This is a genomic window from Chryseobacterium daecheongense (assembly GCA_027920525.1).
In the GTDB taxonomy this organism is placed as follows: Bacteria; Bacteroidota; Bacteroidia; order Flavobacteriales; family Weeksellaceae; genus Chryseobacterium; species Chryseobacterium proteolyticum.
The window spans coordinates 4,724,437-4,741,264 of the sequence record CP115858.1 but is presented as its reverse complement, the minus strand read 5'-3'; the positions used below and the strand labels follow the sequence as shown (position 1 = coordinate 4,741,264).

10 protein-coding genes are annotated in these 16,828 nt (G+C 36.0%); 2 read left to right on the top strand and 8 right to left on the bottom strand.

What is annotated here, in order from left to right; translation table 11 throughout:
• Window positions 1-13: 13 nt before the first annotated feature.
• Window positions 14-2,752 (bottom strand): fibronectin type III domain-containing protein, encoded by a 2,739-nt coding sequence (locus tag PFY10_21230; GenBank protein WBV56710.1) that lies wholly within the window; start codon window positions 2,750-2,752, stop codon window positions 14-16.
• Window positions 2,753-3,049: 297 nt separating this feature from the next.
• Between PFY10_21230 and rplS the strand changes: the two genes are divergently transcribed.
• Window positions 3,050-3,406, top strand: coding sequence for a 50S ribosomal protein L19 (gene rplS, locus PFY10_21225; protein WBV56709.1), 357 nt, complete (start codon window positions 3,050-3,052; stop codon window positions 3,404-3,406).
• An 89-nt stretch (window positions 3,407-3,495) separates the two neighbouring features.
• Here the strand turns inward: rplS and PFY10_21220 are convergent, their stop codons facing one another.
• The 5 genes from PFY10_21220 to rpsA form a co-directional block, all read right to left on the bottom strand.
• Window positions 3,496-3,939 carry an SRPBCC domain-containing protein gene (locus PFY10_21220; protein ID WBV56708.1) on the bottom strand — a complete coding sequence of 148 codons (444 nt, stop codon included), beginning with the start codon at window positions 3,937-3,939 and terminating at the stop codon, window positions 3,496-3,498.
• A gap of 147 nt (window positions 3,940-4,086) precedes the next feature.
• On the bottom strand, window positions 4,087-5,082 hold the full coding sequence (locus tag PFY10_21215; protein WBV56707.1) for an alpha/beta hydrolase: 996 nt from the start codon (window positions 5,080-5,082) through the stop codon (window positions 4,087-4,089).
• Window positions 5,083-5,164: 82 nt separating this feature from the next.
• Window positions 5,165-6,148, bottom strand: a complete 984-nt coding sequence (locus PFY10_21210; GenBank protein WBV56706.1) for a DMT family transporter — start codon at window positions 6,146-6,148, stop codon at window positions 5,165-5,167.
• 125 nt (window positions 6,149-6,273) lie between these two features.
• Complete coding sequence (locus PFY10_21205; protein WBV56705.1) at window positions 6,274-8,883, bottom strand: T9SS-dependent M36 family metallopeptidase; 2,610 nt, start codon at window positions 8,881-8,883, stop codon at window positions 6,274-6,276.
• A gap of 416 nt (window positions 8,884-9,299) precedes the next feature.
• Entirely contained in the window at window positions 9,300-11,096 is a 1,797-nt protein-coding gene (gene rpsA, locus PFY10_21200; protein WBV56704.1) for a 30S ribosomal protein S1, read from the bottom strand.
• 304 nt (window positions 11,097-11,400) lie between these two features.
• On the opposite strand from rpsA, the gene PFY10_21195 reads away from it, so the two are divergent.
• Complete coding sequence (locus PFY10_21195; protein ID WBV56703.1) at window positions 11,401-12,708, top strand: DEAD/DEAH box helicase; 1,308 nt, start codon at window positions 11,401-11,403, stop codon at window positions 12,706-12,708.
• A 78-nt stretch (window positions 12,709-12,786) separates the two neighbouring features.
• Here the strand turns inward: PFY10_21195 and PFY10_21190 are convergent, their stop codons facing one another.
• Both PFY10_21190 and PFY10_21185 read right to left on the bottom strand, forming a co-directional pair.
• Complete coding sequence (locus tag PFY10_21190) at window positions 12,787-15,471, bottom strand: M12 family metallo-peptidase (protein ID WBV56702.1); 2,685 nt, start codon at window positions 15,469-15,471, stop codon at window positions 12,787-12,789.
• A 381-nt stretch (window positions 15,472-15,852) separates the two neighbouring features.
• Window positions 15,853-16,746 (bottom strand): SMP-30/gluconolactonase/LRE family protein, encoded by an 894-nt coding sequence (locus tag PFY10_21185; GenBank protein ID WBV56701.1) that lies wholly within the window; start codon window positions 16,744-16,746, stop codon window positions 15,853-15,855.
• Window positions 16,747-16,828 lie beyond the last annotated feature (82 nt).

Below are 16,828 nucleotides of genomic sequence, written 5' to 3'. Positions count from 1 at the left end.
GATCAAAAAAGTGTTACTGAATAATCAGTTTTAAAGTAAATAACTTTCTTGTATGAACTTTTACAAAGTATACACCTTTAGGCAGATTTTCGTTGACTAAAGAAAAACGCTGATTGTGTACATTTTTAGATTCATACAACAGATCTCCCGTAGCAGATAATAACTCAATCTTATCAATTGGATAATCGCTCTTGATAAATGTAGGTTCACCTGGCTTGGTCGGGTTAGGATACAACACTACATTTTTCTCCGTACTTTTTGAGGTTTCAGCAGTTCCTAATGTTGAAGAAGTTACCTGGAATTGCATTCTGTTTGAAACTTCAGTATAAGAATCATTGGTAAACATTACCATATAATAATTTCCGGGAGTTGTAGGTAAGGCAGCTCCATTCAATGTTTTTGTACCCTGAGTTATCCCGTCAAAATAAGTATATGAAACAAAATTATCGTCCGGCGTCTGAATATTTTGTGGATAAATACCCAGCCAGTCTTTGATAATTCCCGGAGAATCCGTCCATGAAGCTGTAATATTTTCGCCCAACGTATAAACAGGTTTGTTAATCCATAATTCGGTAACAATATCTCCTACTTTAAAAAACACTTTCTCACCGATTGCCGTATAACCATCTTCCAGAAAATATTGCGCAAAATAGTAGCCTTTAGGGAGTCCGGTAAACTCAAGATTTCCAGCAGCGGTTGTTACATATTTATACATCGCAGAAGTATTGGTTCCCGGAGTTTGCCCCATCTTATAAATCCCGATCCAGTCTTTTACAAGATTGGGTCCGTTACTGAAATTTATTTTCACAGTTCCTCCTACCGGATAAGTATCTGAAGTGGCCTGAAGAACAACTTTAGGGCCTACATAGAAATTTTTTCTCGGTGTAATCTCTGTATATCCGTCATTGGCAAAAAATCCGGCAAAATACTGTCCTTTAGCTGCAAAACCATTGGTAAAAGTGGCTGTTCCCGCTGTTTGTCCGTTGGTATAAATATAGGCCTGCGAAGTTGATGTTCCCGGAACCTGCCCTTTTCTATAAACACCCACCCAATCTGTCTGATTACCTGGACCACCTGTATAGGTTGCAGTTACGGGGGTATTTTGTAAATATTCTGTTTTATCCAGCGTAAATGTAGGATTTGAAACTACGCTTCCCGTTATTTCAAACTGCTTTACATCACTCCAGTCACTCCATTCCAGATTTCTGTCCCTGTATCTTGTTTTTACGTAATACACACCATTGGAAATAGAATTGGCAGGAAAGCTTACTTTCGTAATATCTACACCGGCATTCAGGTTTTTAGCCTTATCAGGAGCTCCGTCCTTACCGAACCAGTTTTCATAATCACGATAGAATTCTTTTTCTATCACCGAAAAATCTGCTGCTTTACTAATGAGGAATTGTGTTGTGTTTAAAAGCTCATTGTTGGGTGACGTAAAACTGCTTCCATTCAAAGTTAAAGGTAAAGTCACAGGACCTGAAAAAGTATTGGTGATCGTAGGCTTAACAGGTTTTGGCTGGTTTTTATACCTATGGAAAGAATCAACGAGCTCATTGTATTTTTTAGTATAGATCCCTCCAATCGAATAACATTCCACATCTACCTTACCATTGTTAACATCTACCTCTACGATTTGGTATGTCCAGTCGGTAAGTGTTTTCTGAACATCATCAAAATCCTGTTCTGTAGACATTCCCCAGTACTGATCCCACGCTGTTCCTCCAGATATAATCTGGTAGGTAGGGCTATCTTTTAATTGCCCTCTGTGATACAGGTGATGGTGTGCACCTACGTGCATCAGATATTTACTCGATGACGTTAGAAGAGGAACTGCATTATTTCTTACCCATGTTGAGATATCCCCTACATATTGCTCTGCCTGATAAGGCCTGTGGCTTAAGGAAATAATCCAATCTACAGTGGGATCGTTATTCGCAGCTGTAAGAATTTGTTGTAACCAGGTTTGCTGAGCCGTTCCCGTATGTTCAGAGCTTAAGCTGATAAACAAAACGTTCCCCGCTTGTTGCGCATAGTAATTTTCATTCCCGGAGCTGATATTTTTATATTTAATTTCATCGATATAAAAATGAGCATAATAAGAATTCATCCCCAATGTTCCATACGTTTCGTGATTGCCCACAGTCGTCTGGATCGGAAGATATGGTGATAATTTAATATTCTTTTTAAAGTGGACATTTTCGTAATGATCAAGCGTCCCGACATCTACCTGATCTCCCACCATAAAAGTAAGGGCAACATTATCCGAAGGATCTGAGTTTGCTCCAAATTTTTGCTTTAATTTTTTAAATGCATTTAAGGTAAGTGTATCATATCTGGGTTCCGCTTTGATTTGATTATCTCCCATAATCAAAAAACGTATTTTACCGTCTGCCGTAGTAGGCTGTCCCGGCATGGGAAGTGTCCTGAAGTTGTAAACTGCCGACTCGCTGGTTCCTGTTTTTATTTTATAATAATACTTTGTATTCGGCTGCAGATTATTGATTTTGGCCGTGTGATAATAGTAGTTATTATTATATCCCGTATCCGAAAATATATTGGTGGTTCCTGTTACCGTAACATTCAGGTTCGTCGGAGAATTCCCGTAGAGAACAGTAGTCTCATTATTGGAAGCGGTTTTCCAATTAACGATCATTGAATTTGGAGTCGGATTTTGCAAATAAGGAAATAAAGCCTGCCCAAAGGTCATCTGGACGACGATAAAACATAAAAGGAAGAAATAATTTTTCATAGCTAATAATTTTTAAATTGGCACTCTTCAATAATTTACTGTTTATCAGTAAAATAAGAAGAGTAACGGTTAATTTTTACTTCGTGCAAAAGTAAAATTCCCATGTAAACACAGTTTCATCATAAGGTGAAGGATATGTTAAGTTTTGGGATTTCAATGCATCAAAAATCTCTGTTCAATTACATTTAAATTTATTTGGATTATTCAAAACTAATTTTGTACATTTGCAACCTGTTATTCAACCTCTGACGAAAAACGTGTAAGTTGCTTAGCCTTAACATTATATTATCATTAATAATGGATTTATTAAAGTACGTACAAGAGAAGTACATTGCAAAAAAAGAATTCCCGGAATTCAAAGCAGGTGATACAATTACAGTGTATTACGAAATTAAAGAAGGACAAAAAACAAGAACTCAGTTCTTCAAAGGGACAGTTATCCAATTAAGAGGTACAGGTTCTACAAAAACTTTCACTATCAGAAAAATGAGTGGTGATGTAGGTGTAGAAAGAGTATTCCCTATCAACATGCCAGCTCTTCAGAAGATTGAAGTTGACAGAAGAGGTAAAGTTAGAAGATCCAGAATTTACTACTTCAGAGATCTTAGAGGTAAGAAAGCAAGAATTAAAGACGCTGCTTACAAAAAGAAATAATTCAGACAACAATACATACAAAAGAAGCTGTTTACTCAATGTAAGCAGCTTCTTTTTTTATATATAAGATGTTTCATATAACTCTGATGCTATCCTGTAAACGGACTTCCCGTTCCTGTTACAAGAAATAGCTTCAAACTATTGATAAATTGCACCCAGCCATTGGAACATATATGATAACATTCGACATCAGGATGCAAGCCCCTATGCGTAAGTTTCAGCAGAATTCCATTCTCATTTTTTTCAATTTCCCAAACGATAGTCGTTCCAATCCATTCTGTTTGATTTTTCAGCTCTGGAAGACCGATCAAAGAATCCACAACATACCATACAATTCTTGATTCAGGCACAGCTTCCTTTACCCGAAATGTCTTGTGAATATTGTCACCAAATTTTATAGTAAATACATCATCGGGTTCCCGGGAAGATCCGTTAAACATTTCTGACCACCATAAAGGAATTTTCCGGGTCAAAGCTTCATATGCCTTTTCAGGTGTAGTTATTATTTCTGTTGTATTGGTATAATTTTCCATAAATCCCGTGTATTGGTAATACAATTTTATACAATTTATTTCATGAAAAACTATACATATGGCAAGAAATGTTTTTAAAGTCAAAATTCTAAATCCACCTCTGTTTTTATTTCCGTTATGAACAGGCTAATTTCAAGAGTTCATGTTTTACCTTATAAACTCATATAAGGCTTCAAAAAATCGGGGATAAACTTCAATATGAGGAAGATGCCCTACATTATCGATTTCCGTTAATCTGGAACCAGGTATCTGCTGTTGTGTCTTTTTTCCCAGTTCCTGATATTGCCCCATCCTGGATTGAAGCTCTTTAGGTGCCCTATCCTTTCCTATTGCAGTTCTATCCCTTGTTCCGATTATAAGTAAGGTTGGAGTTTTAATATTCTTAAATTCATAACAAACCGGTTGATTATAAATCATATCGGATGTGAGAGCAGCATCCCATGCCACAAGTGGATATTCTTTATGTAAAGTCCAACCAGCAATAAGATCCAGCCAGGGTTGATATTCTTTCTTCCATTGATTATCATAATAGAATTTTAGCTGATAATTTTTATAGGTTTCAGCTGTATTTTTAAGCTCCGACTGATATGCCTGATCAATAGTCTGGTATGAAGCAAAGGTCTTATAATCTTCCAGGCCAATCGGGTTTTCAAGGACAAGCTTTTGAACCCTCTCGGGGTAAAGTAATGTAAAACGGGTTGCCAGCATTCCTCCCATAGAGTGCCCCAAAACAATTGCTTTATCAATCTTTAATTCATCCAGTATTTTTTTTGTATTGTCTGCTAATTGCGAAAAAGAAAATTGATAACACTGAGGCTTGGAAGATTTACCAAATCCTATCTGATCGGGTATAATAACCCTGAAACCTTTAGCTGAAAGATCTTTCGCCGTTTGTTCCCAATACGCTCCGTTAAAGTTTTTCCCATGAAGAAGCATGATTACTTTTCCATTGGGTTCTTTAGGCTTTACATCCATATAGGCCATTTTCAGATGCTGATTCTGAGTATTCAAATCAATAAAATGAACTTCAAAAGGATATTGATAGTTCGTAAGCATGGCATCTAACGGTTTTATCTGGGAAAACGATAAAAATGGTATCATAGATAGCATTAAAATCATAATGCCTTTTTTTAAATATTTCATGAATTCTTATTTATAGATTAAAATTAAAAAAACCGTTCCAAAAGAAACGGTTTTACTTATTATTTTCAACTTAATTATCTTTTCAGGACAGTTGTTCAGCAACTTTCAATTCTTTTTTTGCCGGTAAATTCATAAGTACAATAGCAAAAAGGATTAATGCAATCCCTGCCCATTGAACTAAAATTACTTTTTCACCCAACAAAACAAAAGCCATTGTCACAGAAACCGGAAGTTCCAGTGATGAAATAATGCTTCCCAAGCCCAATCCTGTATTTGGAAATCCCAAATTAAATAAAATGGGTGGAATGATAGTTCCAAAAATAGCAAGAACAAAACCATAGGTCCAGAATATAGAATAATCAAAAGAATGAATATGTTTGGTATTGTCGGTAAAATTCAAATAAATTGATTTAAGACCATCAAAATAGAGGGGCCCGATCTGAGCAAAGAAAAGGAATGCCAGAATAACAATAGATCCTCCTGAAAGCATTACCATACTTTTACGTAGGACGGGTAAATGTGTAGCCAGTGTATTAGAGGTGAACATCGTCAGAGTATAGGAAGCCGCTGCCATTAATCCCCAAAAAACACCATGCCAGTCTAATTCTATATCCACATTAATAAGATTCGTAGCCAATACAGTTCCTACTAGTACAATAATTGTAGCGACCACTTTCCTCACGTTGGGAAATTTTCTGGTTAAGAAACTTTCTACAACCACACTAAACCATACAGACTGCATTAACAAAACAATCGCTATTGAAACATTGATATATTGAACTGCGATATAGTAAAATAAACTTGTACAACCCAGTGAAGTACCTGCCAGCATCAGCATCCTAACTTCTTTTCGGCTTGGTGATGATAATTTTGTTTTTGATGTTAAAGTCTGGATAAAGTTCAGGATCAGAAGTCCTACTAATCCTAATACAAACTGAGCAGTGGTTACTTCGGATGTGGTATACCCATCATGATAAGACATTTTAACAAATGTAGCCAACATTCCATAAACACTTGCACCAATACCCACTAGCAATACGCCTTTCAATAAATTTTTCTTCTTCATAATCTTTTTAACAGCCTGCAAAGGTACAATATAATAATTTAATTCACCAGGAGGTAAATAGCTTATAGATAAATAAAATCACCCCAGGGAAAACCTGGGGTGATTGAAACTGAATAAAAAACAGCTTATTTTTTAACGATTACTTTAGATGCAGCTTCAAAGCCAAGGCCTTTTACTTTTACCATGTAAGTTCCGTTGATCAAACGATCTGTAGAAATAGCTTTTTTAGCATCCGGAGAAATTTTATCTTCAGAAGAAACAAGCTTTCCAGACATATCATAAATTTCCACACTTACTTTACCCATTGTATTGCTTGGGAAATTGATGAAAAATTCATTTTTAGCAGGATTAGGATAGATAGAAATTGAGGTATTTTTTACAGATTTCACTTCATCAGTAGCCAATAACGGACATTCATCGGGAATTGTGAAATCCTGAATCTGATCATTGATATTTGTTTTAACTCCTGCACTTGCATTCACTCCTAAACCTCTTTTTGCAAAAGTTCTCCATATCATACATTTATCTACTCCTCCGGTAGTTGCCTGTTCTGCAGCTAATATAGCATTTCTTCCATCAATAAATGTTGGATTACAAACCTGAAGTTTTAATGCGTCCGTAACAAGTTGTAATATTCTTGAACTACCGTTCGTTGTATTTGCAGTAACATCGGCAGAATAACCATATTTTGCTACATACTGCCAATGCAGATCCCATAACATCGTAGCCCATACAAATCCGATTGAATGCACATCTGGAACTATATTTCCACTTTGATTCGTATATTCCATTCCATTGGTATCTCCATAGGTATAATCGTTGATCGTGAAGTCAGGAGAATATTTTGCAGGGCGGATTCCATCCCCATCCGGAAGCTGTCCTGCAGCATATGTTGCCATTCCTCTAGGAACAGAAGCATTATCTCCTATTTTATTGGTAAGCATTAAGGCAAAGAAATCCGACCATCCTTCACCCATTTGTTCTTTATCAGATGAAGAATTCAGACATCCATATCCGGTTCCCGTTAATCTGTTAGAAATTCCATGACCGTATTCGTGTGTTACGATTCCATTATCAAAGCTCCCATCTGGTGTAACGCTGGTTGCAGGATCATTCTTCAAAGTAACATTTACCGTTGTAGCAGCTGAAAGTTGGGTTTTAATATATTCTCCCTCTGCATTACTAATTAATACAGATGGAATAGTAACTGTCGCATCAGTTCCTGACATATTTCCTATGGTTGATCCATTCGCAGCATTATTATAGATAATGGCAGCAGTAGCTCCTGCATTCTGTAAATTCTTTGTTTTGATCACGAAAGCACAGGTTCCACGCTCAACCAAACCAATCTTCCCTGTAAGTGAACCTGCTGGTAATGCAGTACATCCATCTAATACGGATGATAATTGTACATTTCCAGTAACTCCAGTAGGGTTTAGTGCATTCCCGAATTCAGCAACACCAGCAGCGGGTTGGCGGGCTACCGCTGTACTAGGTGTATTATAGAAGAAAAGTCTATTTCTAGTCGACCATAAATACATCTGCATTCTCCCATTGTAATTATCCGGAGGACTGGAAAAGTTCGCGTTATTAGTACCTCCGCCATCTTGCGCTTCTGCATAAACTGAATCATCGTCTAATCCGCCAAGTCCAAAATTATTTTGCTGGAAATTTCTCGCAGATTCTGTAAATCCAAATTTATAAAATACATCATGAACCCTATTACTGATGTAGAACAGATTGGTAATCGCTGCACTTTGATTCGCTGCAGGAGTCCCATTGATACTAAAAGGAAAATTAAAATTTCTTGAAGCCCCTCCATCAGGCGAAAATCCAGGGTTATTTGTATTGGCTGTATCTTCGTAAGCATACACATTATTCCCTCTTGTATTGGTGTAATGAGTTGTACCATCCGAATGCCATCCTTCTGGTGAGGAAGTCAACATCCATGGATTAGAAACTACAGATCTTGATCCGAATGTAGGCGCTTCCAGTGGCGTTGGAAATATATTGTAGCTTGCAGGATCAGCCAACAAAACCAAACTTTGCTGATAGCCTTTCTCAGGACCAACAAATGTATTATTATTCTCTATTGCTAATCCATCTGAAGCATAAGAATCCGGTTTAAAATTACAAGATAATGTTAAGTTATTCTTTTCTATAATTTTTCCATCATTGGCATCTACCAGAATATTCCAGTAATTGGAAGACTTTGGCTCCATCATAATAAACTCATAGGCTAAACGCAGATCTCCAGTAGACGTATTTGCATACACTAACCTTTGTTTGGCTGATTTTGTATTATTTAAGCTTTTTTCAAAAAATCCAAGAATTGAAAAATCAGCAATCTCAGTGTTTCCAAGTTCATTTGCTATCTTCTGAAGAGCTGCTGTTTTAGTGATTTGTGCAGAAATGGGAGTAGATTCTGTATAATTTTTCACAAAATTATCCGTGTAATAAACGATCTTACGATCTTTAATTAACGCAGTTCCTCCGGAACTGTATACAGGAATTCCATTATAAGTCTGTTGAAATTTTATAACATCACCATTTAATGACTTCGATGCATCCGTATTATCAATAACAAAATTAGTGAGATCGGACTTTTTATATTCTCTGATCTTATTCTGAGAAATATAGTCTTTGATAATCTGAGTATTTTCCTGTGAAAATAATTGTAAAGATGGAATAACTGCGAAAGCAGCAACCATAAGAGGTAGTTTTATTCTTTTCATTTATACTGAACAATTTTTAATATTGAAATTTATTAGACTTTATATTTCCTGATCTTACTTTGTGAAACATAATTTTACTTAACCTTTCCTTATATATTAATATTAAGAAAACGAACAAAGATCAAATACTGCGGATACAGTAAACAAAATGGATCGGGTTATATTTTTCATATACATTAATAAAGCCGCTAATTTACAAATATTTACCAATCAAAAATCATTTTATTTAATTTTATTACATAAAAATAAAAGCATAATTAATTTTCCTTCAACCAACTCAATTTTAAACATTTACATAATTCATTTCTTATACTTGAATTCTATAAAACAGCATGGTATTTTTATTAAAAAGGCCATAATAAGAAATAAAAAAAGCCACTCTTACGAGTGGCTTCATATTCATAAATGGTTAAGGATTATTTACCTTCTTCCATTTTTCTTTTTAATTCTGCTAATGCATCAATATCTCCCAATGTAGATCTTTCTTCGTTTGAAGAAGATGAAGAAGAAGTATTAGATCTGTTGTTAGATTCTTTTACATTTTTCTTTTCCTCATCTCTGAAGATACCTGTGTGAGATACTACTACTCTCTTGAACTCCTTGTTGAATTCGATTACTTTGAACTCAGCATCTTCACCTTTTTTGATTTTAGATCCATCTTCTTTCTCTAATAATCTTGAAGGGCAGAACGCTTCAACCTCAGCATCTTCGAATTGTACAGAAGCACCTTTATCGTGTACTTCTACAGCTTTACCAGCATGGATAGTTCCTTCAGCATATTTAGTTTCGAATTTATCCCAAGGGTTTTCAGTCAATTGCTTGTGACCTAAAGATAATCTTCTTGCCTGGATATCTAATTCCAATACGATAACATCTAATTTGTCTCCTACAGCGCAGAATTCAGATGGATGCTTGATTTTCTTAGTCCAAGAAAGATCAGAAATGTAGATTAAACCGTCGATACCTTCTTCCAACTCTACGAATACACCAAAGTTTGTGAAGTTTCTTACAGTTCCTACATGCTGAGATCCAACAGGATATTTAGCTTCGATATTTTCCCAAGGATCTTTAGATAATTGTTTCATACCTAGAGAGATTTTTCTGTCCTCTCTATCTAAAGTAAGTACTTCAGCTTCAACTTCATCACCTACTTTTACAAAATCACCAGCAGATCTCAAGTGAGTAGACCAAGACATTTCAGAAACGTGGATCAATCCTTCTACACCTGGAGCGATTTCTACGAATGCACCATAGTCAGCAAGAACTACTACTTTTCCTTTTACTTTATCCCCAACTTTCAGGTCAGCAGAAAGAGCATCCCAAGGATGAGCTTCTAATTGCTTCATACCTAATTGGATTCTTGTTTTCTCATCATCGAAATCAAGGATAACAACTTTTACAGTTTGTCCATCTTCTAAGATTTCAGATGGGTGGTTCACTCTAGACCAAGAAAGGTCTGTAATGTGGATCAATCCATCTACACCTCCTAAGTCAATGAATACACCGTAAGAAGTAATGTTCTTAACAGTTCCTTCAAGAACTTGTCCTTTTTCAAGCTGAGCGATGATTTCTTTTTTCTGACCTTCGATATCTGCTTCGATCAATGCTTTGTGAGATACTACTACGTTTTTGAATTCAGGGTTGATTTTCACAACTTTGAACTCCATAGTTTTACCTACGAACTGATCGTAATCTTTAATTGGCTTAACATCAATTTGAGAACCTGGTAAGAATGCTTCGATTCCGTGTACGTCAACGATCATACCTCCTTTAGTTCTAGATTTCACAAAACCGTTAACGATTTCTCCAGTTTCGTGAAGTTCGTTTACTCTATCCCAAGCTTTAAGCGTTCTTGCTTTTCTGTGAGATAATTGTAATTGTCCAGTTTTGTCTTCTCTTCTGTCAACCATTACTTCTACCTCATCACCTACTTGTAATCCTTGGTTGTAACGGAATTCGTTAAGAGAAATAACACCTTCTGATTTGAAGTTGATGTCTACGATAGCTTCTTTATCAGTTAATCTTACAACTCTACCAACTAAAACGTCGTTATCGTTTAAGCTGTTTAAAGATCCGTTGTAGATTTCTTCTAAATCACTTTTTTCTTTTCTCGCATCTGCATCAAGACCTGATTCGAATGAATCCCAATCAAATTGTTCTGGTGCTACGTTTTGGTTTAATAAAACCTCTGCTGAATTTGTCTCTTTTGACATTTTCTAATAAAATTTGTATTCCTTCTTTTTTAACGGTTTGAACAAATGTGGATTTAAAAAATACGGAAGTAATTAATTTTTAATAATTTACCTCTTCAAACCTTGACCACAAAAAGTGGGTGCAAATATACGAATATTATTTAATATACAATATTTTAATCCGCAGAAACTTCACACCTAAATGCCTGATTGTCAAAATTAAAATCATTAAAAGATTAAAATACATCTTCACCAACAATCTTTATAACAACTTACAACTTAAGACTCTAAATTCCTAGCCACCTATTTTCACTATCTTTGCCCAATGGAACTACAATCAATTTATCAAAAACTGCAAATTCAGGATATGAATCAGATGCAGAAATCTACTTATAAAGCTTCTGAAAACAATACGGATATTGTATTGCTCTCTCCTACCGGATCAGGGAAGACGCTTGCTTTTTTATTTCCGGTTTTAAGAAATCTGAAAAAAGACGTTCAAGGAGTCCAGGCATTGATATTAGTTCCGGCCAGAGAATTGGCTCTACAAATTGAACAGGTGTTCAAGTCAATGGGAACGGATTTTAAGGTTTCTGTTTGCTATGGTGGTCATGATAAAAAGATTGAGGTTAATAATTTAATTGAAGCTCCTGCCGTATTGATTGGAACACCGGGAAGAGTTGTTTACCATCTGAGAAACAATAATTTTGATCCTAAGACAATTAAGACATTGGTTCTTGATGAGTTTGATAAAGCATTAGAGCTAGGCTTTCATGATGATATGGAATTTATTTCTAATTCTTTAAAAGGGTTATCCCAAAGAATTTTAACTTCTGCAACTGCCATGGATGAAATCCCTTCATTTACCGGGCTGAAAGATGAAAAAGTAATCAGTTTCCTTAAAGAAAACGACATAAAACCTGATTTACAACTGAGAAAAGTAATGACAATTCCGGAAGAAAAGCTGGATACACTTTTCAATCTTGTTTGTAAAATCGGAAATAAAAGAACGCTGATTTTCTGTAATCACCGTGACGCAGTAGACCGTATTTCCGAGCTTCTCCATCAAATGGGAATTGACAGGGAAACATTCCACGGGGGTATGGAACAGGACGAAAGAGAACGGGCTTTACTGAAGTTCAGAAATGACTCTGCAAGAATCCTAATCACAACCGACCTTGCCGCCCGGGGACTTGATATACCTGAAGTAGAGTCTATTGTTCATTATCAACTACCTCCCAAAGAAGATGCTTTCATTCACAGAAACGGACGTACCGCGAGGATGAATGCTAAAGGTTTTGTTTACCTTATCATGACAGAGGAAGAAAATTTTCCTTTTATCAAAAATAATACGCCTGAAGAAAGTGTTTCAGGATATGATAAAGTTCCTGAAAAGACACCTTTTCAAACAATTTATATCAGTGCAGGTAAGAAAGACAAAGTTAATAAAGTAGATATTGTGGGTTATCTCATTAAAAAAGGGGAATTACAAAAGGAGGATATCGGGCTGATTGAAGTGAAAGACACAACATCATATGTTGCCGTTTCCAGGAAGAAAGTGAGTTCATTGTTAAAGAAATTATCCAATGAAAAGCTTAAAGGAAAAAAAGTCAAAATGGAGATAGCGTATTAAACGACATCAATTTTAAGATAAAAAAGAAAGCGGCCATTATTTAATAGCCGCTTTCCTTTTACAATAATATTAAAAAACTTATTTGATGATCAGTTTTTGACTATACATTCCTTTGGAAGAATTAATATTAATAATATAAACTCCTTTTGGAATGTTCATGTTAAATTCTTTTGTAAAATCTCCATTACCTTGGTAGGAATCCGAAGTGATCAGCCTGCCACTTGAATCAAATAGAGTAACTTTTATTTCTCCTGATAAATTCCTAGATTTAACAAAGAAATTCCCATTACTCGGATTAGGGTAAATTTTGATATCATTTCCTGATACAGCGGAAGCATCCTTTGTCCCTAAATTTTGTGTTTCGCGGGTACAAACTTCAAGCGACCAAGAATTAATTGTTCCCACATCACCTGCATAATTGTCCGATGCAAACAACTTCCATTCTCCCTGAGCCTTATGCCCTTTAAAGATTCCTAATGATTCATCAGATTTCGTTTCTCCCTGAATCGGAGAAGCACAAGCTACTGCATTACCTGTATCTGTGAACGAAGCTGTAATACCTGAATATGCCGCATTTCCACATTTTCTATTCCATATGAGAGCAGAAGATCCTTGCGGACTTTCTATACCAACAGCCAAATCACTTACATAAGGGTGTGCTATAGTTGGTGTTACTTTAATTTTAGTAATGACTCCGGTATTATTTACCATTAAAGGAACAATAACTTTAGGTGAAGAAATCTTGTTCCCTCCAGGTCCATCCGTAATGCCAACAGCTGGTCCATTATAAGTATACGTTGCACATGTTTCTCCGGTCACATTATAATCAATAACAAAACTTGGACTTACCGCATAATAAACATTTCCTATAGCTTCAATCAGAATGTATGCGTTTGCCGAAGTTGATCCGGCAGGAATTGTAATCTGTTCGCTACCGTCATTAGGTGTATTTGCTGCCAGCACGGTAAATGTTTGCCCTCCGTCGGTAGATAATTTAATCGTAACATTTGCTGTATTAATCGGAGCCTGAGTGGTATTAGCAACATCCCAGGTTATAGTTGCTGAATTTCCGGAACTTAACGACTGTCCAAATGTCGGAGCTGTAATTTTGAAAGGTCCCGATGCAGCATCAACCGTTATTACCGTTTCATCTTTGCTCGTTTGCGGAGCAGTAGGATGATTATTTCTTGCCGTAACTGTAAAATTAAGTGTCCTTGCCACACTGGATAAAGACTCCCAACGGGTCGCATATACTCCTGCCAATACTTTATTAAAATCAGGGAAGTATCTTACAGGTGTACTTACCGGAGGTAAGGACCGGAAAGTAGGACCGGAAGGTTTGGCAGCATAGGTAAGAGAGTTCACCGTTCCTGTTTGTGCCGAACCGGAATCCATCTGCTCCCACGTATAAGTATAACCAGCACTATTGGCATCTGTTGTGGTTGCTTTCAATGCGAAAGGTGTAGATTTAGGAATTGTATAATCAGCTCCGGCATTTACTGCTGGTGCAGGGTTAGCAAACGGCACATTAACACCGCATGCCACGCCATTGATCACATCTTTGATCTCTTTAAGATTAAAAGCATGAAAATAATCGAATGAGTTAAACTGCACATCACTATTACCACCCATAATACCTGTATAAGCCATAATCGTAGATCCACTTCCCGGCTCTACTAAAGAAGCATCCGTATAGCTTGCATTATAAAGCGTAAATGTATGGTTCGCCCCCATCTGATGACCCATTTCATGAGCAACATAGTCTATATCGAATTTATCTCCTTCAGGAAAATTATGAGCTGTCCATCCACCTGCTTTAGCATTATCATCACAGATTACTCCGATATCTCCTGCCTGGCCGTTACCATTCTTTTTATCCAGCAAATGACCCATATCGTAGTCCTGAGCTGCAATACGCGCTGAAATCTGGGTTTGAGCTTCACCAGGTCCTCCATTGGTATAAGGATCTGCAGTAGGTTCTAAAAAAATAAGCACATCATTATTGGCAATTAAATTAAAATGTAATGACAGATCTTTTTCAAATAACTGATTAAGACGGGTTAATGTCGTATTCATAGCTGCCAGTACTACTGCTTTTTTCTGCGCTTCCGTAGCATTTGCCGGTGTTCCGGCTGCTGTTAAATGATACTGGGCATATTCCCCGGTACATGACATAGCCAGCCTGAAAGTATTGAAACCTGCGGCTTTTTTATTTTGTGCACCATTTTTACTAGATAGGGACTTCGTTGCCAGATTTTCAGCAGTACCACAAATGAAAGGTTCTGCCTCCTGATTCTTTCTTGCTTTTGAATCGAATACAGCATATACTGTTCCGTCCTGTGAATAAGGTTCAATAAATTCAGAAGTACCGGATCTTGTAATCATGGATGAAAAACCTACCGGTGAAAGACTAAATCTTAAATAAGCAGACGGGTCTTCTATTCCCCTTCCCATATAAGATTTTATGTCCGGATATTTCTCCTGTAATTCAGGAGCCATATTGGAATATTCCCATACCTGGAACCTTTCTGTTTTCCCATTGATATCAGGAATTGAAATAACAACACCTTTTCCCTCAGAAGTTTTAGAAGATGTATTTTTAAGGGTTTGTTTTAAAGCGTTTATATCTAATGTATACAAGCCTGAAAACTCCAGTTTTTCCTGTACTTTTTTTACGCTTTGTGAACGTAGTTCTGTTCTCTTCCATTGTGATGACCCCATAAAAGGAACCATCGCCAATGCGATCAATAAGTAGAATTTCATATCTATAATAATTTAAACTGTTTGTGTTAAGGTTGGTATATGTTCTAACTCACGCAAACATCTTAAATAAAATAAACGATATTTTCCAGAGCCTAAAAACACTTTACAAAAAAAGCAAAAAATTAAACACAAAAACCATAATATTAATAATAAACAACACTCATTATTAACATTTTCACAATTAACTTAAATTATTTTACGATAAAAGTAAATAGATTAAAAATTTTATATAAAATAAGATTTAAAAAGAAATAAATTCAAATACACATGAAATAACATCAATGAAATCAAAGCCCACCTCACTGATTACCTGAATATTACATATAATTTTCAAGTAACTAAATCACTGATAAAAGATTTAACAACAATAAATGGAATCGATTATCTTGTCCCTTTTACCCTTGTTGGTAAAGTATATACTGACTTTGAAGCAGTAATAAAAAGAATATCATTATGCTTTCCTCCGAATGTTACGTTGGAAGTCCACTCCTCCTCAATAGGAATATGATAGATTTTTTTTCCATCGCGATTAAACACCGTAACCCCATTACCTGTTAAATAAACATTCCCGTGCTTATCTAACGTCATTCCGTCAGACCCCATTTCACAGAACAGTCTCTTCTCAGAAAGTTCTCCTGCATCCAATATGTCGTATACATAAGTTTTTCCTGCATCAATATCAGAAACATAGAGTTTTCTGTATTTCTCACTTCCGGCAATGCCATTGGGCTGGGTAAAAGTATCGATTTTTTTTACTTTACCTTCTTTATTTCTGTAGTAAAGACTTTTATGAGGAATTTCCTGTTTAAAATCAATCCAGTAATCTCTCTTATACAAAGGATCAGTAAAGTACATTCCACCTGAAGAATCTCCCCATACATCATTCGGACCATTAAGCCTTTTTCCTTCGAAACCTTTTAATAAAATCTGAATCTTTTTATCTTTAGAGATCTTCCAGATCTCGCCCTGATCATCAGAACAGGTAATCAGATTATCGTCTTGATCAAAATGGGTTCCATTGGCGCGTCCTGTTTTGCTTAAAAATTCCCGGATTTCATTTGTTTTCCAATCCCAATAATAAATTTTATCATTGGGCTGATCTGTAAAATAAACATTCCCTTCTTTATCTGAGGAGGGCCCCTCAGTAAAACCGAACCGGTCTGAAATCTTCTCTGGCATTACATCATGATAAAACATACGGGTATAATTTACTGATTGACAATTTAGTAATACTAAAACCAAACCAACCCAAGTCATTTTAAAAAGATTCTTCATTTCTTATTTCATTTTAGGCTCACAATGTACAACATGAAAAAATAAAATTCAAGAATTATTTTCTCATTTTGATACAATAATA